Origin of the sequence: Pseudomonas sp. 7P_10.2_Bac1, from assembly GCF_025465935.1 — a bacterium.
GTDB lineage: Bacteria > Pseudomonadota > Gammaproteobacteria > Pseudomonadales > Pseudomonadaceae > Aquipseudomonas.
In genome coordinates this window covers 48,396-74,429 of sequence record NZ_JANLNV010000085.1, presented here as the reverse complement: position 1 = coordinate 74,429, position 26,034 = coordinate 48,396, and the positions used below count along the sequence as shown (strand labels likewise).

General features: G+C 58.0%; 27 protein-coding genes and 1 tRNA gene. 18 read left to right on the top strand and 10 right to left on the bottom strand.

Features of this window, described 5'->3' with window-relative positions:
- Positions 1 to 104 precede the first annotated feature (104 nt).
- Complete coding sequence (locus NTD86_RS19750) at positions 105 to 1,589, top strand: PhoPQ-activated pathogenicity-related family protein (RefSeq protein WP_262204693.1); 1,485 nt, start codon at positions 105 to 107, stop codon at positions 1,587 to 1,589.
- A gap of 2 nt (positions 1,590 to 1,591) precedes the next feature.
- On the opposite strand, the gene NTD86_RS19745 is transcribed toward NTD86_RS19750, so the two are convergent.
- A complete protein-coding gene (locus tag NTD86_RS19745) occupies positions 1,592 to 2,533 on the bottom strand; it encodes an AEC family transporter (protein WP_262204691.1) in 942 nt (313 codons plus the stop codon).
- A gap of 90 nt (positions 2,534 to 2,623) precedes the next feature.
- Positions 2,624 to 3,181 carry a hypoxanthine-guanine phosphoribosyltransferase gene (locus NTD86_RS19740; protein WP_262204689.1) on the bottom strand — a complete coding sequence of 186 codons (558 nt, stop codon included), beginning with the start codon at positions 3,179 to 3,181 and terminating at the stop codon, positions 2,624 to 2,626.
- Positions 3,182 to 3,348: 167 nt separating this feature from the next.
- Between NTD86_RS19740 and upp the strand changes: the two genes are divergently transcribed.
- Together upp and NTD86_RS19730 are read left to right on the top strand one after the other, a co-directional pair.
- On the top strand, positions 3,349 to 3,984 hold the full coding sequence (gene upp, locus NTD86_RS19735; protein ID WP_262204687.1) for a uracil phosphoribosyltransferase: 636 nt from the start codon (positions 3,349 to 3,351) through the stop codon (positions 3,982 to 3,984).
- Positions 3,985 to 3,988: 4 nt separating this feature from the next.
- Positions 3,989 to 5,263: a uracil-xanthine permease family protein gene (locus tag NTD86_RS19730; RefSeq protein WP_262204685.1), complete on the top strand. Its 1,275-nt coding sequence runs from the start codon at positions 3,989 to 3,991 to the stop codon at positions 5,261 to 5,263.
- Positions 5,264 to 5,349: 86 nt separating this feature from the next.
- On the opposite strand, the gene hemH is transcribed toward NTD86_RS19730, so the two are convergent.
- On the bottom strand, positions 5,350 to 6,375 hold the full coding sequence (gene hemH / locus NTD86_RS19725) for a ferrochelatase (protein WP_262204683.1): 1,026 nt from the start codon (positions 6,373 to 6,375) through the stop codon (positions 5,350 to 5,352).
- Between the two features lie 8 nt (positions 6,376 to 6,383).
- Positions 6,384 to 7,292: a TIGR01777 family oxidoreductase gene (locus tag NTD86_RS19720; protein WP_262204682.1), complete on the bottom strand. Its 909-nt coding sequence runs from the start codon at positions 7,290 to 7,292 to the stop codon at positions 6,384 to 6,386.
- Between the two features lie 192 nt (positions 7,293 to 7,484).
- On the opposite strand from NTD86_RS19720, the gene NTD86_RS19715 reads away from it, so the two are divergent.
- The 7 genes from NTD86_RS19715 to NTD86_RS19685 all read left to right on the top strand — a co-directional run bounded on the left by NTD86_RS19715 (position 7,485) and on the right by NTD86_RS19685 (position 13,436).
- Positions 7,485 to 8,471, top strand: coding sequence for an NAD(P)/FAD-dependent oxidoreductase (locus NTD86_RS19715; protein ID WP_262204680.1), 987 nt, complete (start codon positions 7,485 to 7,487; stop codon positions 8,469 to 8,471).
- A complete protein-coding gene (locus tag NTD86_RS19710; RefSeq protein WP_262204678.1) occupies positions 8,468 to 8,683 on the top strand; it encodes a TIGR02450 family Trp-rich protein in 216 nt (71 codons plus the stop codon). The genes NTD86_RS19715 and NTD86_RS19710 overlap by 4 nt, the downstream gene beginning before the upstream one ends.
- A gap of 230 nt (positions 8,684 to 8,913) precedes the next feature.
- The gene (locus NTD86_RS19705) at positions 8,914 to 9,882 is read left to right on the top strand and encodes a YbgA family protein (protein WP_262204676.1); all 969 of its coding nucleotides are present in this window, start codon (positions 8,914 to 8,916) and stop codon (positions 9,880 to 9,882) included.
- Between the two features lie 2 nt (positions 9,883 to 9,884).
- Entirely contained in the window at positions 9,885 to 10,820 is a 936-nt protein-coding gene (locus NTD86_RS19700; protein ID WP_262204674.1) for a MerR family transcriptional regulator, read from the top strand.
- An 18-nt stretch (positions 10,821 to 10,838) separates the two neighbouring features.
- A complete protein-coding gene (phrB, locus tag NTD86_RS19695; protein WP_262204672.1) occupies positions 10,839 to 12,284 on the top strand; it encodes a deoxyribodipyrimidine photo-lyase in 1,446 nt (481 codons plus the stop codon).
- Positions 12,277 to 13,047, top strand: coding sequence for an SDR family NAD(P)-dependent oxidoreductase (locus NTD86_RS19690; RefSeq protein WP_262204670.1), 771 nt, complete (start codon positions 12,277 to 12,279; stop codon positions 13,045 to 13,047). Before phrB ends, NTD86_RS19690 begins: the two co-directional genes overlap by 8 nt.
- 83 nt (positions 13,048 to 13,130) lie before the next feature.
- Positions 13,131 to 13,436: a YkgJ family cysteine cluster protein gene (locus tag NTD86_RS19685; protein WP_262204668.1), complete on the top strand. Its 306-nt coding sequence runs from the start codon at positions 13,131 to 13,133 to the stop codon at positions 13,434 to 13,436.
- 59 nt (positions 13,437 to 13,495) lie between these two features.
- Here the strand turns inward: NTD86_RS19685 and NTD86_RS19680 are convergent, their stop codons facing one another.
- The 6 genes from NTD86_RS19680 to hemA form a co-directional block, all read right to left on the bottom strand.
- Complete coding sequence (locus NTD86_RS19680) at positions 13,496 to 14,014, bottom strand: acyloxyacyl hydrolase (RefSeq protein ID WP_262204667.1); 519 nt, start codon at positions 14,012 to 14,014, stop codon at positions 13,496 to 13,498.
- Between the two features lie 115 nt (positions 14,015 to 14,129).
- Positions 14,130 to 14,921: a glutamate racemase gene (murI, locus tag NTD86_RS19675; protein WP_262204665.1), complete on the bottom strand. Its 792-nt coding sequence runs from the start codon at positions 14,919 to 14,921 to the stop codon at positions 14,130 to 14,132.
- On the bottom strand, positions 14,914 to 15,669 hold the full coding sequence (locus NTD86_RS19670; RefSeq protein WP_262204663.1) for a molybdopterin-synthase adenylyltransferase MoeB: 756 nt from the start codon (positions 15,667 to 15,669) through the stop codon (positions 14,914 to 14,916). The genes murI and NTD86_RS19670 overlap by 8 nt, the downstream gene beginning before the upstream one ends.
- Entirely contained in the window at positions 15,663 to 16,493 is an 831-nt protein-coding gene (gene prmC / locus NTD86_RS19665) for a peptide chain release factor N(5)-glutamine methyltransferase (protein ID WP_262204661.1), read from the bottom strand. The genes NTD86_RS19670 and prmC overlap by 7 nt, the downstream gene beginning before the upstream one ends.
- Complete coding sequence (prfA, locus tag NTD86_RS19660) at positions 16,494 to 17,576, bottom strand: peptide chain release factor 1 (protein WP_262204659.1); 1,083 nt, start codon at positions 17,574 to 17,576, stop codon at positions 16,494 to 16,496. It lies immediately after the preceding gene.
- On the bottom strand, positions 17,576 to 18,862 hold the full coding sequence (gene hemA, locus NTD86_RS19655; protein WP_262204657.1) for a glutamyl-tRNA reductase: 1,287 nt from the start codon (positions 18,860 to 18,862) through the stop codon (positions 17,576 to 17,578). Before hemA ends, prfA begins: the two co-directional genes overlap by 1 nt.
- Positions 18,863 to 19,084: 222 nt before the next feature.
- Here hemA and NTD86_RS19650 point away from each other — a divergent pair, with 222 nt between their 5' ends.
- The 8 genes from NTD86_RS19650 (at position 19,085) to ychF (ending at position 25,991) form a co-directional block, all read left to right on the top strand.
- On the top strand, positions 19,085 to 20,809 hold the full coding sequence (locus NTD86_RS19650; protein ID WP_262204656.1) for a tetratricopeptide repeat protein: 1,725 nt from the start codon (positions 19,085 to 19,087) through the stop codon (positions 20,807 to 20,809).
- Positions 20,810 to 20,812: 3 nt separating this feature from the next.
- Positions 20,813 to 21,439, top strand: a complete 627-nt coding sequence (gene lolB / locus NTD86_RS19645) for a lipoprotein insertase outer membrane protein LolB (RefSeq protein ID WP_262204653.1) — start codon at positions 20,813 to 20,815, stop codon at positions 21,437 to 21,439.
- Position 21,440: 1 nt separating this feature from the next.
- On the top strand, positions 21,441 to 22,316 hold the full coding sequence (gene ispE, locus NTD86_RS19640; protein WP_262204651.1) for a 4-(cytidine 5'-diphospho)-2-C-methyl-D-erythritol kinase: 876 nt from the start codon (positions 21,441 to 21,443) through the stop codon (positions 22,314 to 22,316).
- Between the two features lie 10 nt (positions 22,317 to 22,326).
- A tRNA-Gln gene (locus NTD86_RS19635) sits at positions 22,327 to 22,401 on the top strand.
- A gap of 45 nt (positions 22,402 to 22,446) precedes the next feature.
- Positions 22,447 to 23,388 carry a ribose-phosphate pyrophosphokinase gene (locus NTD86_RS19630; RefSeq protein WP_003208392.1) on the top strand — a complete coding sequence of 314 codons (942 nt, stop codon included), beginning with the start codon at positions 22,447 to 22,449 and terminating at the stop codon, positions 23,386 to 23,388.
- Positions 23,389 to 23,527: 139 nt separating this feature from the next.
- The gene (locus NTD86_RS19625) at positions 23,528 to 24,118 is read left to right on the top strand and encodes a 50S ribosomal protein L25/general stress protein Ctc (RefSeq protein ID WP_262204649.1); all 591 of its coding nucleotides are present in this window, start codon (positions 23,528 to 23,530) and stop codon (positions 24,116 to 24,118) included.
- A 164-nt stretch (positions 24,119 to 24,282) separates the two neighbouring features.
- On the top strand, positions 24,283 to 24,867 hold the full coding sequence (pth, locus tag NTD86_RS19620) for an aminoacyl-tRNA hydrolase (protein ID WP_122786344.1): 585 nt from the start codon (positions 24,283 to 24,285) through the stop codon (positions 24,865 to 24,867).
- 23 nt (positions 24,868 to 24,890) lie between these two features.
- Positions 24,891 to 25,991, top strand: a complete 1,101-nt coding sequence (ychF, locus tag NTD86_RS19615; RefSeq protein WP_262204644.1) for a redox-regulated ATPase YchF — start codon at positions 24,891 to 24,893, stop codon at positions 25,989 to 25,991.
- The last annotated feature ends 43 nt before the right edge of the window (positions 25,992 to 26,034 follow it).

Sequence of the window (26,034 nt, the reverse complement as noted above, 5' to 3'; positions counted from 1 at the left end):
ACTTACAAAGAGTTCAGACACATCTGACAGAGCGCATTAGTTTAATCACGTAAAAAGGCTCGCTCTGCGCGGTATCAGCGCTCGAACCTTCTAACGAGATAACGATGACGTCATTCAGGAACCTCGCCGTACTGCTGCTGCCAGCTTTACTGCTCAGCGGTTGCACGCACGCCTCCCCCTCCGTCAGCGCAATGGCCTGTTTTGAAAACAGCGGGAAGGACTTCAGCAAAGTCCTAAGCTGCTACAAACAGGCCGAAGCGGATCAGCCTCTGGACTACATACCCACAGGGTCGCAGGCGTTTCCTGGCGTTGAGAAACGCAGTTTTCAATTGAAATCACAAGCGTGGACCGGGCACGGCTACGCAAGCCCTGCCGACTGGGTCCACTCGGTCGACATTTACATCCCAGAAGCAGCCCTTAAAAGCCAGGCGATACTGTTCGCCAACAACGGCACCAATGTCCCTACCGCTGAAAAACCCATATCCGCACCTACCGACTTCACTGAAGACATGGCGTTGGCAGTGGCCGCACAAACCAAAACCATCGTTATTTCAGTCAGCAATGTCCCTAACCAGTACCTGACCTACAGCGATGATGGCGTACCGCGCCGCGAAGACGACAGCGTGGCCCATAGCTGGGCACTTTTTCTGCAATATCCCGAGACCCGGCCGTTTCTCTCGCTGCATGTACCCATGATGCAATCGCTGGTTAAAGCGATGGACCTGGCTCAACACGAGCTCAAGCCTTGGCAAATCGACAGGTTTATTGCCGCTGGCGCCTCCAAACGAGGTTGGGCGGTGTGGATGGCGGCCCTGACAGACGACCGTGTCAGTGCCATTGCGCCGTTCGTTATCGACATTCTCAATACCCAAAGTGTGCTCAAACACACCTACAACGCTTATGGCAAAGGCTGGCCACTGGCATTCAATGCCTACCACCACGAAGGCATCACCCAGCAAATAGACACCGAAAACTTCGCAAAGCTGATGCAGATAGAAGACCCGCTGCTCTACGCCAACACCGCTGACGCGCAGCGCTTGAGCATCCCCAAATACATCGTTAACGCCAGCAGCGACGACTTTTTCCTGCCCGACAATGCGCGTTTCTTCTTCGACGCGTTACCGGGCGAAAAAATGCTTCGCGTCGCTCCTAACGCTAGTCATTACGGGATCAAGGCGTTTGTTGAACAGTCACTGGTTGCGTTCACCAACCGACTGCAAAGCAAAACCCCTTTACCGTCACTGACCACTCAAACCCTGACCGAGCAGGGCGGCACGGCACTCGTGATAAGCACATCCGAAACGCCGGTTAAATGGGTACAGTGGAGCGCTCACAACCCAAGGGATCGGGACTTCAGGCAGCCGTGCGGCATTCGCTATGAACCCGCGCTCCTGATAACGGGCGATCCTCGGCATGTGAAGCTCCACCTGCCGGTCCCTGAACAAGGCTGGCGAGCCACTTACCTGGAAGCCACGATGGCCGATGGGATGGTGATCAGCACACCGGTGCAGGTCGTGCCCGATACCTACCCCGACTGGATGCCGGAGCAGATCGAGCCTGCCTGTAAGAACCTGCAGGATCCGGCCTGAGGCTAAATCCAGCCGCCCCACTGCAACACAAAGATCCCGATATTGGTCGTGATTGCCGCCATCAAGGTGGTAATCACGATAATCGAGGCGGCCAGTTGGTGATTGCCGTTGGCCGCGCGCGCCATGACATAGCTGGCCGCCGCTGTCGGGCTGGCGAAGTACAGGAACAACGTCCCCAGTTCAGGCCCGCGAAAACCCAGCAGCCAGGCCCCCAGCGTGGCAACGAAGGGCAGGCTGATCATCTTGACCAGGCTTGCGCTCAACGCCAGGTTGCCGCTCTGGCGCAGGGAGGTCAGTGACAGAGTGCCGCCGATGCAGATCAGCGCCAGCGGCAAAGTCATGGACGCCAGGTAGTCTCCCGAGGCCTGCAACCAGTCCGGTAGCTTGATCTTGAACACCGCAAACGGGATCGCCACCAACACGCTGATGATCAGCGGGTTTTTCACCACACTTTTGCAGACACTCCATGGATCAGACTTGATCACCGGGCTGTACACCGCCAGCACAATGGTCGACAGGGTGTTGTACAACAGGATCACCAGACCGGCGAGCACCGCGCCCAGCGAAATCCCGTAGTCGCCATACATGCTGGCGGCCAACGCCAGGCCAACCACCGCGTTGTTGCCGCGAAAGGCGCCTTGGGTATAGATCCCGCGGTCTTCGCGCGGGCAACGCCAGATCGCCCAGCCCCACGCCAGCGCAAAGCACACCAGTGTCGCCAGGGTGAAATAGCCCAGTACCTTGGGTTGCATGGCGGTGCGCAGGTCCGCGTGGACAATCCCCAGAAACAACAACGCCGGCATGGTGACGTTGAACACCAGTGCCGACGCAGTGTGGATAAAGTTGTCGTTGATCCAGCCCACGCGTTTCAACACGATGCCCATAAAGAGCATGGCAAATACCGGAGCGGTGATCGAAAGTGTCAGAAAAAAGATAGCCAGCATGAAAACACGCTCGTGTGAGGTCGTTAAGTAGCTAATCCATGTGCCAGAAGCTGGCTGAAGCTTCCCGGCAAGGAAGCTTCATGCCTGCGTTTACAGACCTTTAACGGCGTAAATCCCGGCAGCGTTGCGCCAGTAGCCTTTGTAATCCATGCCATAACCGAAAATGTAACGGTCAATGCACGGCAGACCGGCGTAGTCGGCCTTCAAGTCCGGGCTGGCCTTGCGGTCGTGATCCTTGTCGATCAACACCGCCGTGTGAACCTGACGGGCGCCTGCGTGTTTGCAGAAATCGACGATCGCGCTCAGGGTGTGGCCTTCATCCAGGATGTCATCGATGATCAGCACGTGACGGTCCATGAAGGAGACTTCCGGCTTGGCCTTCCAGAACAGATCACCGCCACTGGTCTGGTTGCGGTAGCGGGTCGCGTGCAGGTAGGACGACTCAAGCGGAAATCTGAGGTGAGTGAGCAGTTTGCCGGCGAAAATCAGGCCGCCGTTCATCACACAGAAAACCACTGGATTGGTCTCGGCCATATCGGCTGTGATCTGCGCGCCGATGCGGGCAATGGCTGCCTCGACTTCAGCTTCGGTGTACAGGCAGTCAGCCTCTCGCATGACTTGACGGATATGCTCGAGATCAGCAGACATGACGTTCTCCAGGGGGGTGGTGTGCCAGAAAAGCGGGCAAAGGTACGCACCCGCATGGCTCAGATCAAGCATTTATGGACTAACGTGGATTAATGTTTGTAGGACATCACCCCGGATTAGATTAATCTAGGCCGCTTTTTTTGCCTGCCCAACCGGAGCCTTTACTTATGCCCATCCGTGAGATCCGCCATCCGCTGATCCGTCACAAGCTCGGCCTGATGCGCCGCGCAGACATTAGCACGAAGAACTTCCGGGAGCTCGCCCAGGAAGTTGGCGCGTTGCTGACTTATGAAGCCACCAGCGATCTGACCCTCGAAACCTACGAGATTGCAGGCTGGAGCGGCCCCGTCCAAGTTGAAAAAATTGCCGGTAAGAAAATTACCGTCGTACCGATCCTGCGCGCCGGTATCGGCATGCTGGAAGGCGTGCTGAGCCTGATCCCGGGCGCGAAAGTCAGCGCCGTCGGCGTTGCCCGTAACGAAGAAACCCTGCAGGCCCATACCTACCTGGAAAAACTGGTACCGGAGATCGACGAGCGTCTGGCGATGATCATCGACCCGATGCTGGCCACCGGCTCGTCCATGGTTGCAACCATCGACCTGCTGAAAAAAGCCGGCTGCAAGGAAATCCGCGCCATGGTGCTGGTTGCGGCCCCAGAAGGGATTGCAGCAGTTGAAGCGGCTCACCCGGACGTTACCATCTACACCGCGTCCATCGATCACCGTCTGGACGAACACGGCTACATCATTCCGGGCTTGGGCGATGCTGGCGACAAGATCTTCGGCACCAAGCAAAAGGATTAATAACATGCAGGACGAGTTCAACGACCCGCTCTGGCGCCAGATCCTCTCTGGCGCACAGATGCTGTTCGTGGCTTTCGGCGCGTTGGTACTGATGCCTTTGATTACTGGCCTGGACCCTAACGTTGCGCTGTTCACGGCGGGTCTCGGAACTCTGCTGTTCCAGATGGTGACGCGCCGCCAGGTGCCGGTCTTTCTGGCTTCGAGTTTCGCTTTCATTACCCCGATCATTCTCGCCAAGGGCCAGTTCGGCCTGGCCGCGACCATGGGCGGCGTGATGGCAGCCGGTTTCGTGTACACCTTTCTCGGTTTCGCGGTAAAGCTTAAAGGCACCGGTTTTATTGATCGTTTGTTACCCCCTGTGGTGATTGGCCCGGTGATTATCTCCATCGGCCTGGCAATGGCGCCGATTGCTGCGCACATGGCCATGGGCCGCGCTGAAGATGGCACCGAACTGCTGCATTACCAGACTGCCATGATGATCTCGATGCCAGCGCTGCTGACCACCTTGATCGTGGCCGTATTTGGCAAAGGCCTCTTCCGGTTGGTGCCGATCATTGCCGGTGTGCTGGTTGGTTTTGCGATGTCGTTTTACTTCGGTGTCGTCGACACCGCTAAAATCGCCGCAGCCCCATGGCTGGCCCTGCCGCACTTCACCGCGCCCGAGTTCAACTGGCAGGCGATTCTGTTTATCGTCCCCGTGGCTTTGGCCCCGGCCATTGAACACATTGGCGGCGTGATTGCGGTTGGCAGCGTGACCGGACGCGACTACCTGAAAAACCCGGGGCTGCACCGCACACTGTTCGGTGACGGCCTGGCGACTACCGCTGCCGGGATGTTGGGTGGCCCACCGAATACCACCTACGCCGAAGTGACGGGCGCGGTGATGCTGACCAAGAGCTACAACCCGAAAATCATGACCTGGGCGGCAATTTTTGCCATCAGTCTGGCGTTTATCGGCAAGTTCGGCGCATTGCTGCAAAGCATCCCGGTACCCGTGATGGGTGGGATCTTGTGCCTGCTGTTCGGTTCGATTGCGGCAGTGGGGATGAACACCCTGATCCGCCATCAGGTCGACCTGAGCGAAGCGCGCAACCTGGTGATTGTCTCGGTCACGCTGGTCTTCGGGATTGGCGGCGTGCTGATCGGCACAGGGATGGGCCCGGAAGACTTCGGCCTTAAAGGCATCGCGTTGTGCGCCATCGTCGCGATAGCGCTGAACCTGATCCTGCCGGGCAATGACACCTGGAAAAAGAAGAAAGGTGATGAGCCGATTATTTAAATCGGCCTGATCTGTGTAGGAGCGAGCTAGCCTCGCGATCTTTTGATCGTTTAAAAGATCGCGAGACACGCTCGCCCCTACAGCTTTTACAGCGCCAGCGGCGCTCTTTCGCAGATCGTGTTCAATGCTGCTGCCCATTCTGGGTTGTCATTGAGACACGGCACCAGCACCAACTCCTCGCCCCCCGCCTCAATAAACTGCTCGCGTCCGCGATCACCAATTTCCTCCAGCGTCTCAATGCAATCAGCGACAAACGCCGGGCACATCACCAGAATCTTCTTCACCCCGTCTTTGGCCAACGCGTCCAGACGCGCTTCTGTGTAAGGCTCGATCCATTTGGCTCGCCCCAGCCGCGACTGAAACGCCACGGACCACTTGCCCTCAGGCAAACCCATGCGCTCGGCAAAGGCTTGGGCCGTGCGCAAACATTGCGCTCGGTAGCAGGTCGCCAAGACCTGCGGCGATGCATTCTGACAGCAGTCGGCATTCTTGAAGCAGTGACTGCCCGTTGGGTCCAGCTTGTGCAGATGCCGCTCAGGCAAGCCATGGAAACTCAGCAACAAGTGATCGTAGTCTTGTTCCAGATGCGGGCGGGCACTCGCCACCAGAGCCTCAAGGTATTCAGGCTCATCGTAAAACGGCTGCACAATCGAGAACTGCACCGACAGTTTCTTGGCCTTTACCACCCGCTTGGCTTCTTCGATCACCGTGGTCACGGTGCTATCAGCGAACTGTGGATAAAGCGGCGCCAGCGTCACCTGCTTGATGCCCTGGGCAGCCAGGCGCGTCAACACAGTTTCAATGGACGGCTCGCCATAGCGCATGGCCAGCTCCACCGGGCCCTGGGTCCATTCGCGAGTCATGGCCTGCTGCAAGCGGCGGCTCAGCACCACCAGTGGCGAGCCCTCGTCCCACCAGATCGAGGCATAGGCATGGGCTGATTGCGCGGGGCGCTTGACCAAAATCAATGACACCAACAAGCGACGCACCGGCCACGGCAGGTCGATGACGTAAGGGTCCATCAAAAACTGGTTCAGGTAGCTACGCACATCCGCTACCGAAGTAGACGCTGGCGAACCCAGGTTAACCAGCAACAACGCATGGTCGGTCATGCAACTTCCTATTTGAGGGGCGGGCGCAAAAGATCATCTAACGCCGCACGTAAATCGGTGAACTGAAAAGTAAAACCGGCTGCCAGCAATCGGGCAGGCACTGCCCGCTGGCCACCCAACAATAACCCTGCCATCTCACCCAACCCCAGGCGCAAGACAAATGCCGGGGCTGGTATAAACGCCGGGCGGTGCAACACACGGCCCAGGGCCTTGGCGAACTCGGCGTTGCGTACCGGGTGCGGGGCGCAGGCATTATAAGGACCCGAGGCGGCATTCTCATGCACAAGAAAATCAATCAGGGCAATTTGGTCCTTGATATGAATCCACGGCATCCATTGCCGACCATTGCCCACAGGGCCACCCAGGCCCAGTTTGAAAGGCGGTAACAGGCGCGACAAAAAGCCGCCTTCGCGCGACAGCACCAGCCCTGTACGCACCAGCACCACACGAATGCCCAAGGCGTGCGCACGCTGAGCGGTTTCTTCCCAAGCAATGCACAAATGCGAGGCGAAATCTTCGTTAACCGGAGGCGAGTCTTCGGTCAACTCACGCTCACCGCCGTCGCCATACCACCCCACTGCCGAGCCCGAGACCAGCACCGAGGGCTTGTGTTCGAGGCTTTCCAGCCAGACCAAAAGCGTTTCCGTCAGCGTAATGCGGCTGCTCCACAGCACGGCCTTGCGCTTACGCGTCCAGCGGCCGCTGGCAATCGGCGCACCGGCCAGGTTGACCACAACGTCTACCGGCTCATGGCTCAACTCAACCAGGTGCGCAATGCCTCTGGCTTGAGCACCGCACAGTTTTTGCACGCGCTCAGGGTGACGGCTCCACACACTCACGCGATGACCTTGCGCCAGCCAGTGACGACACAGTTGGCGGCCTATCAAGCCTGTACCGCCGGTCAGCAATATGTGCATGGGTTGAACCTCCCGAGGAGTTTTATGCAGAGCACTGGTCTATTTTTAAAAGACGCCCCATTAATGGGCCATTGGCCTTATAAAGAATAGGTCAGTCTGACTCGGCAGGCGCACTAAAACCTATACCAAAAAATAAATTTGTACAGGTATTATAGAAAACGAAGTCTGTGCAAACAGGGGAACGAGACCAATATGACTGTACCCATTGCGATCATCGGAGCCGGCATTGCCGGACTTTCAGCCGCCAACGCACTGCAAAAGGCTGGCTACGCGGTTCACCTTTTCGATAAAAGCCGAGGCAGCGGCGGGCGTATGTCGAGCAAGCGCAGCGATGCCGGTGCCCTTGATCTGGGAGCACAGTACTTCACCACCCGCGACCGCCGATTTGTCGATGAAGTCCAGCAATGGCAAGCCAACGGCTGGGCCGAAGAATGGTCCCCCCATCTGTACAACCACAAGAACGGCCAGCTGACGCCCTCGCCGGACGAGCAAATCCGCTGGGTCGGCACGCCGCGCATGAGCGCAATTACCCGCGGGTTGCTGGGCCGCCTGACGGTGAATTTCTCGTGCCGGATTACTGATTTGATCCACGGGGAAAAACACTGGCACCTGCTCGATTCGGACGAATGCACCCACGGCCCGTTCAGTCACGTCATCGTTGCCACGCCAGCCCCGCAGGCAATTGCTCTCCTGGCCAGCGCACCGAAACTGGCCAGCACCGTGGCGGGAGTCAAAATGGACCCCACGTGGGCCGTTGCCCTGGCGTTCGAGACACCGCTCGACACACCGATGCAAGGTTGCTTTGTCCAGGACAGCCCGCTGGATTGGCTGGCCCGCAACCGTAGCAAACCCGGCCGTGACGAAGCCCTCGATACCTGGGTCCTGCATGCCACCAGTGCCTGGAGCCGCCAGCACCTGGACCTGCCCAAAGAGGCCGTGATCGAACACCTGCACGGCGCTTTCGCCGAACTGATTCACTGCACCATGCCTGCACCGGTCTTCACCCTGGCCCATCGCTGGCTCTACGCTCGCCCGTCTGGCGCGCATGAATGGGGCGCGCTGGCCGATGCCGACCTGGGGCTGTATGCCTGCGGCGACTGGTGCCTGTCAGGGCGCGTCGAAGGCGCCTGGCTCAGTGGCCAGGAAGCCGCCCGCCGATTGATTGAGCATGCGTCTTGAACCGCATTAATCCGCGCAAGCTGCTGCTGTCGAAATGGACGGCAGCACAGCCCAAACAGCGGGAAAAACACTTTCTGGTTACCCAATTGTTCCGGGATGAAGAAGGCACCGTGCTGGAGATCGAGCTGCAGGCCGTGCTGACCCAACGCAACCAGCGCTTGGCATGGCAGCACCTGCAAGACGCAGAGGAATGGAAAATGGGCTGGTTGTAACGCTTGCAATAACCAACTCAACCTGTGAAAGCGGGCTTGCTCGCGATGCAATCACCTCGCGCCCCCTGAATCACCGCAGTGAGGCAATCGCGAGCAAGCCTGCTCTCACGATCTGCGCTCCGTCACAAAATACTTGTACAAGATATTTGACTTGTACAAGCTCAGGATTATGATGAACCCAAGTTGTACATCAATCGATAGATGTACAAGTATTTCTGGAGGTTCGTCTTATGGACAGCAACGTTTCTGGCCACCACAAACCCAAAATCGCCATCAGCGCCTGCTTGCTGGGCGCTGAAGTACGTTTTAACGGTGGGCATAAAGAATCGCGGCTGTGCAGCCAGACCCTGAGCGAGCATTTTGAATTTGTACCGCTATGCCCCGAGGTTGCCATCGGCATGGGTATCCCACGCCAGGCCATTCGCCTTGTGGGTGATCCCGCTCAGCCGCAGGCCGTAGGCAGTGTCGACAGTGAACTGAACGTCACCCGCCCGCTGCACGATTACGGCACAGAAATGGCCGCCACCCATACCGACATTTGTGGCTACATCTTTATGCAAAAGTCGCCATCGTGCGGGCTTGAGCGGGTCAAGGTGTACCAGGACGGCGGTCGCCCTGCCGAATTGAGTGGCCGTGGCATTTATGCCCAGGCGTTTTGCGCCGCCCACCCCGACTTGCCCGTGGAAGAAGACGGCCGCTTGAATGACCCGGTGCTGCGTGAAAACTTTCTGACCCGGGTTTACGCCTACAGCGCCTGGCAGGCGCTGCTCAAGCAAGGCATCACCCGACGTGCGCTCACTGAGTACCATGCCCGCTACAAATACCAACTCATGGCCCATAACCCGGTGCAATACAAGGCGCTGGGCAGTCTGCTGGGTAACCTGGGCAAGCAAGACCCGCGCGAAATCGCCCCGTATTACTTCAGCGAACTGATGAAGGCGCTGAAAAAATGCGCTACACGCCGCACTCACACCAACGTGCTGCAACACCTGTGCGGCTACCTCAAGCGCTCCATTAGCCCCGAAGACAAGCAGGAAGTGCAGCGACTGATTGGCCAGTACCTCAAAGGCATCGTGCCTCTGGTCGTGCCCCTCACCTTGCTCAAACATCACTTCCGCCTGCACCCGGACCCTTACATCTCGCGCCAGGTTTATCTACAGCCACATCCAGAAAACCTGAGCCTGCGAAATGCTATCTGACAATGAATGATGACTTGATCATGTCCAACACACCCGATGTGGACTACAGCAAAGCCTTGGCCGAAGGCTGGATACCGATTCGCGAAGTCGCGCGCATGACGGGCGTCAATGCGGTCACCCTGCGCGCCTGGGAACGTCGTTATGGGCTGATCGTGCCGTTTCGCACAGCCAAGGGCCATCGCCTGTTTTCCACCGATCATGTGGAGCGTATCCACCGCATTCTGACGTGGCTCAATCGCGGGGTGTCGGTCAGCCAGATCAAACCGTTGCTGGATTCCCCGCCCGCCAGCCTCGACTCGCCCGACAATGACTGGCAAACCTGGCGCCAGGCCATGACCCAGGCCATCAGTGAGCTGTCTGAGCGTCGGCTCGATGACAACTTTAACCAGGTCATGTCGCTGTACCCGGCCCAGCCGCTGTGCGAACACCTGTTGATGCCGCTGCTCAGCGAGCTGGAACAGCGCTGGCACGGCCAATTCGGCGCTCAACTTGAACAGGTGTTTTTCGAATCCTGGCTGCGCAGCAAATTGGGCGCGCGGATTTACCACAACAATCGCTCACTCAGCGGCTCGCCTGTGCTGCTGATCAACCAGTCCGACCGGCCCTTTGAGCCGCACCTGTGGCTCACGGCCCTGATGGTCAGCAGCAGTCATTGCCCGGTCGAGGTGTTTGACGCCCAGATTCCCAGCAGTGAACTGGCGGTCGCTGTCGAGCGCCTCGAGGCCCGCGCAGTCGTCCTGTATTCCAGCAAACCGCTGAACCTGCAACAACTGCCAAAACTGTTAAGCGCGATGACCTGTCCGGTGCTGATTGCCGGTCCCACCGTGTGTATCCACAGCGATGAGTTAGCCGTATCCAGCGCTGAAATCGCGGGCTTGTCTTTAGCCGAAAACCCCATTGAAGCCCATCAACGCCTTGGCCAACTTCACCTCTTCTAGCGCTTTCAAGGAACTGACATGCAACTCTTGTGGTTACGCAGCGATCTGCGCCAACACGACAACACCGCCCTGAGCGCGGCGGCAGAACGCGGCCCAACGGTGGCCGTGTACCTGATCAGCCCCGAACAGTGGCTGGCGCACGACGATGCCCCCTGCAAAGTCGACTTCTGGCTGCGCAACCTGCGCATCTTGAGCGACAGCCTGATGCAGTTGAACATCCCGCTGCTTATCCGCACCGCCCCCACCTGGGATGATGCACCCGCCGTCTTGCTGGAGCTGTGTCAGCAACTGGGGATTGAAGACGTTCACGTCAACGAGGAATACGGCATCCACGAAACCCGCCGCGATCACGCGGTTGCCGACGCCCTGAAGACCAAAGGCATCGGGTTTCACAGCTATCTGGACCAGTTACTGTTCGCGCCTGGCAGCATCCTGACGCAATCCGGATCGTACTTTAAGGTGTTCACCCAGTTTCGTCGGCTCTGCTACAACCGCCTGCACATGGCCTTGCCCAACATGGTCACCGCGCCCAACGCCCAGGCTGAACTGGCGATTACCCGTGACCAGCTGCCGGATGCCATCCCCGGTTTCGACACGCCTTCCCAGGCACTGCGAGATCTATGGCCGGCCGGTGAAGAGGAGGCTCGCGAGCGCTTGGCACGCTTTGCCAGCGAGCAAATCCACTATTACCAGGACGAACGCGACCTTCCCGCCAAACCCGGTACCAGCCAGCTGTCAACCTACCTGGCTGCAGGCGTCATCTCGCCCCGCCAGTGCTTGCATGCGGCGCTGGGTAGCAACAATGGCGAATTCGAGAGTGGCAGCCCCGGCGTATTCACGTGGATCAACGAACTGATCTGGCGCGAGTTCTATAAACATATTCTCGTGGGCTTCCCGCGGGTGTCGCGGCACCGCGCCTTCAAACCGGAAACCGAATTCCTGCCTTGGCGTAACGCCCCTTCCGAGCTGGCGGCCTGGCAAGAGGGCCGGACCGGCGTGCCGATCATCGACGCAGCCATTCGCCAACTGCTGGCCACTGGCTGGATGCATAACCGCCTGCGAATGGTGGTTGCCATGTTCCTCACCAAGAACCTGCTGATCGACTGGCGCGAAGGCGAACGTTTTTTCATGCGCCATCTGATAGATGGCGACCTCGCTGCCAACAACGGCGGGTGGCAGTGGAGCGCCTCGACCGGTACGGATTCCGTTCCGTACTTCAGAATTTTCAACCCCATAAGCCAATCCGAGCGCTTCGATCCCGATGGGTATTTCATCAAGCAGTGGCTACCCGAGTTGGCCGCGCTCAACAAAAAAGAAGTCCATAACCCTGCGTCCGCGGGCGGCTTGTTTGGAGTAGCCGACTACCCCGCCCCCATTGTCGACTTGAAGAAAAGCCGAGAACGCGCGCTCAGTGCCTTCAAAAGCCTGCCCTCACGACACATTCTCGAGGTGGTACATGATTGAAGGCCGTCGTATCTGGTTAACCGGCGCCAGTAGCGGTATTGGCGCGCACATGGCAAAAGAGCTGCTGCAGCGCGGCGCCCATCTTGCCTTGACTGCCCGCTCACTTGGGCCATTGGTGGAACTGTCGGAACGCTTCCCCGGCCAGGTCCTGCTGGTGCCCGGAGACCTGACCGACCATCTGCAAGTACGTGAAATAGGCATGACCATCGCACAAAGCTGGGGCGCGCTGGACACGGTCATCCTCAGTGCCGGGACCTGTGAATATGTCGACGTCAGCCAATTCGACGCCCGGGTGATCGAACGTTCCGTCTGTACCAACCTGCTGGCCAGCAGTTATTGCATCGAAAGCGCCCTGCCTTTGCTGCGCGCCGGGCGCACGCCGCACCTGGTGGGCGTGGTCAGCGCGGTCACCACCTCACCACAGCGCCGGGCACAAGCCTTTGGCGCGTCCAAGTCCGGGCTGCGCTACTTGCTCGAATCCTTGCGAGTCGACCTGGCCGACGAAGGCATTGATGTCACTCTGGTCAGCCCCGGTTTCGTCGATACCTCGCAGGCGCAAAACAACGCGCACGCGGTGCACAGGCATTGGCCTGCCTCAAAAGCCGCCTCGTACATTTGCCAGCAATTGCTGAAGCGCCCGCGGGAAATTGTGTTCCCGACCCGCTTCCTGAAACTGCTCAATTTCTTGACCACCCTGCCCAAGCGCTTGCACCTTGCGCTTGCCAAGCGCTTGACCGGCACTCAGGGTGAGACGTCGCTATGAGAACCGCCAGCGGTCAGTGAACAGAGGGGTGATTGGTCAGCAGGTGTACACCTGGTTGCGGCTCTGCCTTACACTGCCCGCCTATGACCAACATCCTCGTGACCGACATTACCGAACCTGCCGTTACCTGCTCGACATGCGCGGCCTGCTGCTGCCAACTGGAGGTGATGCTGATCACCGACACCGGCGTTCCCCAACGGTTTATCGACAACGATGACTGGGGTGGCGAGGTGATGCTCAGGCTGGATGACGGCTGGTGTGCGGCGTTGGATCGCAACACCATGATGTGCACGATCTATGAACAGCGCCCGCTGATTTGTCGAGAGTTCGAGATGGGCGACGTTGAATGCCTGAATGAGCGTCAGGGGATTTCCACGGCGTACCGCTAGGAGCGAGCATCTTTAAAAGATCAAAAGATCTCGAAGCGAGCTCGCTCCTGCACGGTTGATTACAACGGCAAGGTGTAGTGCAGTGAGTAGCTCTCTACGCCATCGTTGGTGCTGGACAGCCCGGCATTGGAATAGTGAGTCGCGCGGATGCCGATTTCATGCCCGCCCGCAAAGCGCAGGCCGAAGCCCAGGCGGTCTTCGAACTGGAAGGCGGTACCCAGTTTATTGCGCTCAACTTCCGTATGGCCAAACACAGCCACCCCGATCCCGGCTTCCACGTAAGGTTTCACGGTCTCTCCGGAAAACTCGTACACAAAGACAGGCGAGAACGACAGGCTGTTGTTGGCAGACGATTTGTCGCCTTCCCAGTAGGTGTAAGCGCCGCTCCAGTAACCGGTCAAGCGACCAACATCACTTTGCAGCCAGCTTTTATCCCAGTTGGAATTCAAGCCCAGACGATAGGTCATCGTCGACTCGCTGGTGTGCCCCACACCAAATTCGATCCCGGCCGCTTGTGCCGTATAGCTATACCCCAGAGCAGCCGTTGCCAGCGCCACCAAGCCAATCAAACGTTTCATATGAAAATCCTATTTTCGTATGCGGATCTTAATTTTTATGTGCCTCATCAAACTGATGAGTATGAATCCCCAGCCTCTGAGAAAGTTCAACAGCCCAAATGCCCTTCATGTTTTCTTACAAATCGAAGCTTTGCACAAGACCAGATTTATTCCACAGCACATGAAGGATATTTCTTAGGGCGTCGGGAGAGGCGCTGGTCCATAGCTGCGTTTCACGCGCAGGCCCGTTGGCCAACAGCCCACGTTCATCCATTAAACGTTGGACTTGGCGTGCCACAGCGGCACCGGTGTCGATCAGAATGATCGAAGGCGGGAGCATTTGACTGAGCAAAGGCTTGAGAAAAGGGTAATGCGTGCAGCCCAGAATGATGGTGTCGCACCCGGCTGCCAGCAGCGGCTCGAGGTAACCGCGCAACAACGTGCGCAAAGCCTCGCTGTGCAGGTCGCCGGTTTCAATCAGCTCAACCAGGCCTGGACACGGCTGGGTGATGACCTTTATCGAGCTGGCAAAACGGTCGAGCAAGGCGGTGAACTTGGCACTCTGCAAGGTCCCAGTGGTGGCGAGCACGCCGACCACACCACTGCGGGTCGCCGCCGCTGCCGGTTTGACCGCGGGTTCCATACCCACCAGTGGCCAGTCGGGATAACGCTGGCGCAAGTCGGCAACAGCCGCGACGGTTGCCGTATTGCAGGCCAACACCAGAGCCTTGGCCCCTTGGCGCCGAAAAAACTCGGCCATGACCGCACAGCGCTCACGAATGAATTCGGGGCTTTTTTCGCCGTAGGGGATATGCCCGCAATCGCCGACATAGAGCAGCGATTCGTTGGGCAACAAGTGGTTGATCTCGCGCAAGACCGACAAACCGCCAACCCCGGAATCAAACACCCCGATCGGCGCTTCACTCATGGCCCGCTCCACAGACGCTGCAAGCCGGATCGCGCTTGACCCGCAACTCGCGAAAACGCGTGCTGAGTGCATCGACCAATAACAGTCGGCCCACCAAGGGCTCGCCAAAACCAGCCAGCAGTTTAAGCGCCTCAAGCGCTTGCAGACTGCCCACCAGACCGACCAACGGCCCGATCACCCCGGCTTCGCTGCAGGTCAGTTCGTCCTCGCTACCGTGCCCGTATAAACAGTGATAACACGGGCTGGCGGGCTGGCGCGGGTCAAACACCGACAATTGCCCTTCAAGGCGAATCGCAGCGCCGCTGACCAACGGCGTGCGGGCGCTGACACAAGCGCGGTTAACAGCTTCGCGGGTGCTGAAGTTGTCACAGCAATCAAGCACCACATCCACCGCCGCTACGACCTCGGCCAGCGAGTCTGCGTCCAGCGCCGAATGATGGGCGATAACATTTATCTCGGGGTTGAGCAGGCGAAGCCGACGCAGGGCGGAGTCAACCTTGCTTTCGCCCACCGTGGCGGTGTCATGAATGATCTGGCGTTGCAGGTTGGTCACGTCGACGCTATCAAAGTCGGCCACGTGCAGTTCGCCCACCCCCGCAGCCGCAAGGTAGAGAGCCACTGGCGACCCCAACCCGCCCAGGCCGACAATCAGCGCACGGCTGTTTTTCAGCTTGAGCTGGCCCTCGATGTCAACCTGCGATAACAGGATCTGTCGGCTGTAGCGCAACAGTTCCTCATCGCTCAGCACGGCAGGCGGCCCAAGGAAATACGCTCGTGGCTGCCCAGGTCCTGGCGGCTTTCGACGTGCTCAAAGCCCGCGCCTTGCAACAGTTCGCGAACCGCAGCAGCCTGGTCGTAGCCATGTTCCAGCATCAACCAGCCTGCGGCATTCAAGTGCTGCGCAGCTGTCGCAATGATGTGGCGAATGTCATCCAACCCGTCTGCGCCAGCAACCAAGGCACTTTCAGGCTCAAAGCGCACATCACCTTCGGCCAGGTGCGAATCACCGGCGGCGATGTAAGGCGGGTTGCTGATGATCAGATCAAAGCGCTGGTCGGCCAAGGCGCCGAACCAGTGGCTTTGTAAAACCTGGACGTTGTCGAGCTGCAAACGCTGACGATTACGCTCGGCCAGTGCTACCGCTTCGGCTACACGATCGAGCGCCGTGACCTGCCAGGCGGCACGCTCACTGGCCAACGCCAGGGCAATCGCCCCGCTGCCGGTACCCAGGTCAAGCACCTTGGCCGGGCTGTCAGGCAGCAACGCCAAAGCTGTTTCGACCAGCAGCTCGGTGTCGGGACGCGGGATCAGTGTGTGCGGCGCGACTTCCAGGTCCAGTTTCCAGAAGCCTTGCTGGCCCAGGATGTAAGCGACCGGTTCGCCCAGACGACGACGCTGCAGCAGCCCGGCAAAGGTCGAGGCCGCCTCGCTGCTGACAATCTTTTCAGGCCACGTATGCAGGTAACTGCGCGGTTTGCCCAGGGCGCTGGCCAGCAACAATTCCGCATCCAGGCGGGCCGTTGGTGAGTCAGGCAATTCAGCTGCACGTAACAAACTGGCAATAATGGTCATTTACTCACCCAGGGCTGTCAGTTGATCAGCCTGATATTCCGCTAACAAAGGCTCGATGACGGCATCAACACCGCCCGCCAATACGTCATCCAGTGAATACAAGGTCAAGTTGACGCGATGGTCTGTCACCCGGCCTTGTGCGTAGTTGTACGTGCGAATGCGCTCGGAACGGTCACCCGAACCCACCAGCAATTTACGCTCGCTGGCGATCGCATTGGCCGCGGCGCTGGTTTGCTGGTCATTCAATTTAGCCGAAAGCCAGGACATCGCCCGTGCCCGGTTCTTGTGCTGGGAACGCTCTTCCTGACACTCGACCACAATGCCCGTCGGCAAGTGAGTGATACGAATGGCCGAATCGGTTTTGTTGACGTGCTGACCACCCGCGCCCGAAGAGCGGTAGGTGTCGATGCGCAAGTCGGCCGGGTTGATCTCGATCGCTTCCTGCTCGTCCGGCTCAGGCAGTACCGCCACGGTACAGGCCGAGGTGTGGATACGGCCTTGGGACTCGGTGGCCGGCACGCGCTGCACGCGGTGGGCGCCCGACTCGAATTTCAGCTTGCCGTAGACATTCTCGCCCTCGACGCGGGCGATGACTTCTTTATAGCCGCCATGCTCGCCAATGCTTTCGGACAGGATCTCTACCCGCCAGCCACGGCGCTCGGCATAGCGCGAATACATGCGAAACAGGTCGCCTGCAAAAATGGCCGCCTCATCACCGCCGGTACCGGCACGAATTTCCAGGAAGACGTTACGCCCGTCATTCGGGTCCTTGGGTAGCAACATGCGTTGCAGGTCTTTTTCCAGCTCGACCAGTTGCTCCTTGGCCTCGCGGACTTCTTCAACCGCCATTTCGCGCATGTCAGGGTCGTTGTCCTTGAGCAGCGCCTGTGCGCCCTCAAGGTCGTCCTGCACCTTGAGCCACTGGCCGTAGGTGGCAACAATGGGCTCAACCTCCGAGTACTCCTTGGAATAGGCGCGGAATTTGGTTTGATCAGAAATGACCTCGCCATCACCAAGCAAGGCGGTCAGTTCTTCGAATCGATCCCGGAGGATGTCCAGCTTATTAAGCAGTGACGCTTTCATTACAGTTTTTTATCCGCAGAGCTATCCGATGAGCCCTCACCGAGGGCAAAAAGTTCTTGGGCCATGGCCAGCGCATCGAGGCGGCCTTCGGCGGAAAGCTTTTTAAGCTGCACGCTGGGGGCGTGAAGCAATTTATTGGTCAAACCCCGCGCCAGTTGTACCAGCACGTCTTGCGGGTTGCTGCCATTGGCCATCATCCGCAGGGCCTTTTGCAACTCTTCATCACGCAGGCGCTCGCCTTGCTGGCGATAGGCTTTAAGCACATCAACCGCCGCCAACTCACGCAAGCGCACCATAAAGTCTTCAGCGCCGATGCTGACCAGCTCTTCAGCCGCCTGGGCCGCACCCTGACGACTCTTGAGGTTCTCGGCCACTACTTCGTGCAAGTCATCGACGGTATAGAGGTAAACGTCGTCCAACTCGCCGACTTCTGGTTCGATATCCCGTGGAACCGCGATGTCGACCATGAAAATGGGCTTGTGCTTGCGCAGCTTCAGGGCACTTTCGACCGCCCCTTTGCCCAGAATTGGCAGTTGGCTGGCCGTTGAGCTGATCACGATGTCGCTGTGCACCAACTCCTGGGGAATGTCCGACAACAGCACCGCATGGGCGCCAAACTGCTCGGCCAGACTGCTGGCCCGCTCTAAGGTACGGTTTGCCACCACGATGCGTTTTACCCCCAGATCATGCAGGTGTCGGGCGACCAGAGTGATGGTCTCGCCCGCACCGATCAACAGTGCCTGACTGCGCTGCAAGTCGCTGAAAATCTGCTTGGCCAGGCTCACTGCGGCAAACGCCACCGACACCGGGTTTTCACCAATCGCCGTGTCGGTGCGCACTTGCTTGGCCGAGTTGAACGTGGCCTGGAACAGACGCCCCAGCAGCGGCCCGACAGTGCCCGCCTCACGCGCCACGGCGTAGGCAGATTTCATCTGGCCGAGAATTTGCGGTTCGCCCAGCACCAGCGAATCGAGCCCGGAGGCCACGCGCATCATGTGACGAACGGCCGCATCCTCTTCATGGATATAGGCACACGCACGCAGCTCTTCGTAGTTCAGATCGTGATATTCAGACAGCCATTTCAGCACCGCATCGGCGCCCAACGCGTCCTGTTCGATATAAAGCTCACTGCGATTGCAGGTGGAGAGGATCGCAGCTTCGCGACTGTCGGTGAGGCGGCAGAGTTGCTGCAAGGCTTCAACCAACTGCTCTGGAGTAAATGCCACGCGCTCGCGGACATCTACTGAAGCAGTCTTGTGGTTAATACCGAGTGCGAGGAAGGCCATTCAAGATCGCTGATGGTGACGAGAAGCCGCCAATTGTCCTACTTCATCTGACTCAGAACAACCATTGCTGACTATTGTCTCTATAGTTAACGTCTGTTGAACTCATCAACCCTCGCATCATCAGAGCCTTATATCGCTTCTATCGATAGTCGCACCTGTTATGGTTTGCACCATCGCATGTGTCATGATGCCCAGACCGCAGGTAAGTCGCCTTTCTCTTATATGAACAAATCCTCCGCGTTGCTCCTTGCTCTCGTCCTTCTCAGTGGCTGCCAGGCTATGGCCCCCACGACCCCGGATGCTTCGTCCGCGACTGAAGACGTTACCTCCGCCCCGGAAAAGCCCACGGTCTATGGCTCGTTCAGCGAAGACACGCTGTACAGCCTGCTGAGCGCAGAGCTGGCCGGCCAGCGCAATCGCCTGGATATTGCTCTGGATAACTACGTGACGCAGGCGATCAACACCCAGGACCCGGGGGTGGCGGAACGTGCGTTTCGCATCGCCGAATACCTGGGCGCCGATCAGGCTGCGCTCGACACAGTGCTGATCTGGGCCAGAAACGCCCCGGACGATCTGGACGCGCAACGCGCTGCCGCCATTCAACTGGCTCGCAGCGGTCGCTATGACGATTCCATGGCCTACATGGAAAAAGTCCTGCAAGCCAAGGGCGACACGCATTTCGACTTCCTGGCCTTGTCGGCGCTCGAGACAGACCCCGAAACCCGTGCCGGCCTGCAAAAGAACTTTGACCGCCTGCTGGTCAGACACCCCGACAACGAGCAACTGATTTTCGGCAAAGCCTTGTTGATGCAACAGGATGACGACGCTGCCGGGGCCTTGAAGTTGCTGGAGCAACACCCGCCTCAGGACGGCGAAATCGCCCCAATCCTGCTGCGCGCACGCCTGTTGCAAAGCCTTAACCGTGGCGATGAAGCCTTGCCACTGCTGCAAAAAACCATGCGCGACAACCCTGACGACAAACGGTTGGGCCTGACTTACGCACGCACCTTGGTCGAGCAAAACAAGATAGATCAGGCAAAAGTGCAATTCGCCAGCCTGGTTGAGCAATACCCGGATGACGATGAACTGCGCTTTTCCCTGGCGCTGGTGTGCCTTGAACTCAAGTCCTGGGACGAAGCCCAAGGTTATCTGCAAGAGCTGATCGACCGCGACAGCCATGTCGACTCGGCGCATTTGAACCTGGGCCGTATTGCCGAAGAGCGCAATGACCCGCAAGGCGCGCTGATTGAATACGCGCTGGTAGGGCCAGGTAATGACTACCTGCCTGCGCAACTTCGCCAAGCCGACATTCTGATCAGCCAAGGCCGTGGTGCAGAAGCCTCGCAAAAACTGGCGGCGGCCCGTGATGCCCAACCGGACTACGCGATCCAGCTGTACTTGATCGAAGCCGAAACCCTGTCGGCTAACGATCAGACCGATCGCGCCTGGGCTGTTCTGCAACAAGCGGTCAAGCAATACCCCGACGACCTGAACCTGCTCTACTCACGCGCCATGCTGGCCGAAAAACGCAACGACCTCCCGCACATGGAGACCGATCTGCGCACCATCATCCAGCGTGAGCCGGACAATGCCATGGCCTTGAATGCGCTGGGTTATACCCTGGCGGACCGCACCACCCGCTACGCCGAAGCCAAAACCTACATCCAGCAAGCCTATGACTTGAACCCGGAAGACCCGGCGGTACTCGATAGCCTGGGCTGGGTGAATTTCCGCCTGGGCAACCTACCAGAAGCCGAACGCTTGCTGCGCCAGGCGCTGGACCGCTTCCCTGACCAGGAAGTTGCCGCGCACTTGGGCGAAGTACTGTGGGCCAGTGGCAAACAACGTGAAGCCAGAAAAATCTGGGGTCAGTTCCTGAAAGACAATCCTGACAGCCCTACCCTGCGCAAGACCGTCTTGCGCTTGACCGGATCCGAGACGCCTTAACTTATGCTTTTACGTCATATACGCCATCTGATTGCCTTCAGCCTGATCGCCCTGCTCGCCGGTTGTGCGGGCTTCGGTGCTCGCGAATCGGTCGAAGGCCATGGCAGTCCGGCCTTGTGGGCGGAACATAAACAGCAACTGACGGCACTGGACGGCTGGCAAATCAACGGCAAGGTCGGCATTCGCGCCCCCAGTGATTCGGGCAGCGCGACTTTGTTCTGGCTACAACGCCAGGACTACTACGACATTCGCCTGTCAGGCCCGCTGGGCCGTGGCGCCGCCCGCCTGACCGGCCGCCCTGGCGATGTCAGCCTGGAAGTCGCCAACCAAGGCCGCTATCAAGCCACTACCCCGGAGCAATTGCTGGGCGAGCAATTGGGCTGGAGCTTGCCGGTGTCTCATTTAGTCTGGTGGGTTCGCGGGCTGCCCGCCCCCGACAGCAAAAGCCGCGTGACCCTGAACGCCGACAGCCGCCTGGCCAGCCTGGAACAGGATGGCTGGCAGATCGAATACCTGAGTTACCTCGAGCAAAACGGTTACTGGCTGCCTGAACGCGTCAAGCTGCACGGCAAGGATCTGGACGTCACGCTGGTCGTGAAAGATTGGCAACCGCGTCAGTTGGGACAATAAGATGCAAAAAGATGTGCTGGTTCTGCCCTCCCCGGCAAAACTGAATTTGATGCTCCACATTTTGGGTCGTCGTGCAGACGGCTACCACGAACTGCAAACCCTGTTTCAGTTCCTCGATTACGGCGATGAAATGAGCTTTGCCGTGCGCGACGACGGGGTGATCTGCCTGCACACTGAGTTTGCCGGTGTGGCCCATGACGACAACCTGATCGTCAAAGCGGCGAAAAAACTGCAGCAACAATCCAACAGCCCACTGGGCATCGATATCTGGATCAAAAAGATTTTGCCCATGGGCGGCGGCATTGGCGGCGGCAGTTCAAATGCCGCCACCACCTTGCTGGGCCTCAACCACCTCTGGCAATTGAACTGGACGCACGATCAGTTGGCAGTGCTCGGTTTGAGCCTGGGGGCCGATGTTCCGGTTTTCGTCCGCGGGCACGCCGCTTTCGCAGAAGGCGTTGGCGAGATTCTTACACCTGTCGCGCCAGAAGAACCTTGGTATGTCGTGCTTGTGCCGCAAGTCTCTGTCAGCACAGCAGAAATATTTTCAGATCCTTTGTTGACACGTGACTCTTTGCCCATTAAAGTGCGCCCCGTTCCCAAGGGAAACAGCCGAAACGACTGCGAAGCAGTGGTGAAGGAGCGTTATCCAGAAGTACGTAACGCTTTGAATTTGCTAGGTAAATACACCGAAGCAAAATTAACTGGAACTGGAAGTTGTATATTTGGGGCCTTCCCAAATGAAGCAAGTGCTGATAAAGTGCTGCACCTTCTTACAGAGACCCTTACAGGGTTTGTAGCAAAAGGAAGCAACATCTCAATGTTGCATCGAACGCTACAAAATCTGTCAAAGGAAACGGGTACACGGTACTCGTAGCAACAGATACAGGGGCGTCGCCAAGCGGTAAGGCAGCAGGTTTTGATCCTGCCATGCGTTGGTTCGAATCCAGCCGCCCCTGCCATTTCTTATACTCATCCAGGTTACCCTCAGCCTTCAGGTACTGCGCGTGTCCAAGATGATGGTCTTTACGGGGAACGCTAACCCCGATCTGGCTCGGCGTGTCGTACGTCAGCTGCATATCCCTCTCGGTGACATTTCTGTCGGTAAGTTTTCCGACGGCGAGATTACCGCTGAGATCAATGAAAACGTTCGCGGTAAAGACGTCTTCATTATTCAGCCGACTTGTGCTCCGACCAACGATAACCTGATGGAACTCGTCGTGATGGCTGATGCCTTCCGCCGTTCCTCAGCAACTCGTATTACTGCTGTTATTCCTTACTTTGGTTATGCCCGTCAGGACCGCCGTCCGCGTTCCGCACGTGTGGCTATCAGCGCAAAAGTTGTTGCTGACATGCTTACCGTAGTCGGCATCGACCGTGTACTCACGGTTGATTTGCATGCTGACCAGATTCAAGGTTTCTTCGATATTCCTGTAGATAACATCTACGGCTCCCCGGTTCTCGTGGATGACATCGAAGATCAGCGCTTTGAGAACCTTATGATCGTGTCCCCGGATATCGGCGGCGTCGTGCGTGCACGTGCTGTTGCCAAATCCCTGGGCGTTGATCTTGGGATCATCGACAAACGCCGTGAGAAAGCCAATCACTCTGAAGTGATGCATATCATCGGTGATGTCGAAGGGCGTACCTGTATTCTGGTTGACGACATGGTCGATACCGCCGGCACTCTGTGCCACGCGGCTAAAGCCTTGAAAGAGCATGGCGCTGCCAAAGTGTTCGCCTACTGCACACACCCTGTGCTGTCGGGTCGGGCAATCGAGAATATCGAAAATTCCATGCTGGACGAGCTGGTGGTGACCAACACCATTCCGCTGTCCGCAGCCGCACAAGCCTGTTCGCGTATCCGTCAACTGGATATCGCGCCGGTTGTGGCTGAAGCGGTTCGCCGCATCAGCAACGAAGAATCGATCAGCGCGATGTTCCGCTAAGGGCTTTGCCCTTGGCTGACATACGCTGACGAAAAGCGCCCCGCCCCAACACCCTGTTGGGGCGGGGCTTTTTTGCCCATACCGTCCATAGCGCTGGTCGCAAACGCTTGGCCGGATGTGGTTATTTTGGAGATACAACATGAACGATTTTACTCTGAATGCTGAACTGCGTTCCGACCTGGGGAAAGGTGCGAGCCGCCGCCTGCGTCGTCTCGCAAGCCTGGTTCCAGCTGTTGTTTACGGTGGCGACAAAGCCCCTGAATCCGTTAGCCTGCTGGCTAAAGAAATCGCCAAACTGCTCGAAAACGAAGCGGCTTACAGCCACGTTATCGAACTGACCGTTGGTGGCGTTAAGCAAAACGTAATCATCAAAGCTCTGCAACGTCACCCGGCTAAAGGCCACGTGATGCACGCTGACTTTGTACGCGTTGTTGCTGGTCAGAAACTGACTGCAATCGTTCCAGTTCACTTCGTTGGTGAAGCTGCTCCGATCAAGAAAGGCGGCGAGATCTCCCACGTGATCGCGGAAATCGAAGTTTCCTGCCTGCCAAAAGACCTGCCTGAATTCATCGAAGTTGACCTGGCTAACGCCGAAGTCGGCTCGATCATTCACCTGTCGGACATCACCGCTCCTAAAGGCGTTGAGTTCGTAGCACTGGCACACGGTAACGACCTGGCAGTAGCCAACGTTCACGCTCCACGTGTTGCAGCAGAAACAGACGCAGAGTAATTCATTACTCTGTGGTTGGAGTTTTGAGAAACATCGCGAGCTAACACGCAGCGAGTAAAGCGGACAGGATCGCGAAGTTTACTCAGGTAAACCGCTTTCTTGTCTGTACTCGCCGCTCTCGTTAGCGGCGATGTTATCCACAACTCTATAGAAGGGCCCTTGTCGTGACCGCCATAAAACTGATCGTTGGCCTGGGAAATCCAGGCACCGAATACGAACAGACCCGGCATAACGCAGGGGCCCTTTTTGTTGAGCGTCTCGCGGCGGCAAACGGGGTCAATCTCGTTGCTGATCGTAAATATTTTGGCCTGACCGGGCGCTTTAGCCATCAGGGTCAGGATGTTCGTCTGTTGATTCCCACCACCTACATGAACCGAAGCGGCCAGGCTGTTGCAGCGCTTGCTGGCTTCTACCGCATTGCGCCGGAATCCATATTGGTGGCCCACGACGAACTCGATCTCCCACCGGGTGTTGCCAAGCTCAAGCTGGGCGGCGGCCATGGAGGTCATAACGGCTTGCGTGACATCATTGCGCAACTGGGAAACAACAATAATTTCTACCGTCTGCGGCTTGGCATTGGCCACCCAGGCGTCGCGAGCATGGTGTCCAACTTTGTTCTGGGTCGAGCGCCACGCGCCGAGCAGGAAAAATTGGACGCCAGCATCGATTTTGCCCTCGGCGTGCTGCCGGATATCCTCGCCGGGGAATGGAACCGTGCGATGAAAAACCTGCACAGCCAGAAGGCCTGACTCTTTTTCCGAGGGGAAACACCATGGGATTCAACTGCGGCATCGTCGGCCTGCCTAACGTCGGCAAGTCCACCCTGTTCAACGCCCTGACCAAATCCGGCATTGCGGCTGAGAACTTCCCCTTCTGCACGATCGAGCCGAACACCGGCATCGTGCCGATGCCCGATCCGCGTCTGGCAGCACTGGCCGAGATCGTTAAGCCTCAGCGCATCCTGCCGACTACCATGGAGTTCGTCGACATCGCGGGCCTGGTTGCCGGCGCATCGAAAGGCGAAGGCCTGGGCAACAAGTTCCTGGCCAACATCCGTGAGACCGATGCGATCGCTCACGTGGTTCGCTGCTTTGAAGACGAAAACGTCATCCACGTTGCCAGCAGCGTCGACCCTAAGCGCGACATTGAGATCATTGACCTTGAACTGATCTTCGCCGACCTCGACAGCTGCGAGAAGCAACTGCAGAAAGTTACCCGCAACGCCAAGGGCGGTGACAAAGAAGCCGTTGCTCAAAAAGGCCTGCTGGAACAGCTGATCGCCCACTTCACCCTGGGCAAGCCTGCGCGCAGCCTGATCAAGAACATGGATGCCGATGAGAAGCAGATCATCAAAGGTTTCCACCTGCTGACCACCAAGCCGGTTATGTACATCGCCAACGTGGCTGAAGACGGTTTCGAGAACAACCCGCTGCTGGACGTGGTGAAAGCCATTGCCGAAGAAGAAGGCGCGACCGTTGTTCCGGTGTGCAACAAGATCGAGGCAGAAATTGCCGAACTGGACGATGGCGAAGAAAAGGACATGTTCCTCGAAGCGCTGGGTCTCGAAGAGCCAGGCCTGAACCGTGTGATCCGTGCCGGTTACGAAATGCTCAACCTGCAGACCTACTTCACTGCTGGCGTTCAGGAAGTTCGCGCTTGGACAGTGAAAGTGGGCGCTACCGCCCCACAAGCCGCTGGCGTGATCCACACTGACTTTGAAAAAGGCTTCATCCGGGCCGAAGTGGTCGCCTACGACGACTTCATCCAGTACAAGGGTGAAGCAGGCGCGAAAGAAGCGGGCAAATGGCGTCTGGAAGGCAAGGAATACATCGTTAAGGATGGTGACGTGTTGCACTTCCGTTTCAACGTATAGTGAGCACTCATTGACAACCAACCATCATGTGCCAACCAATGGA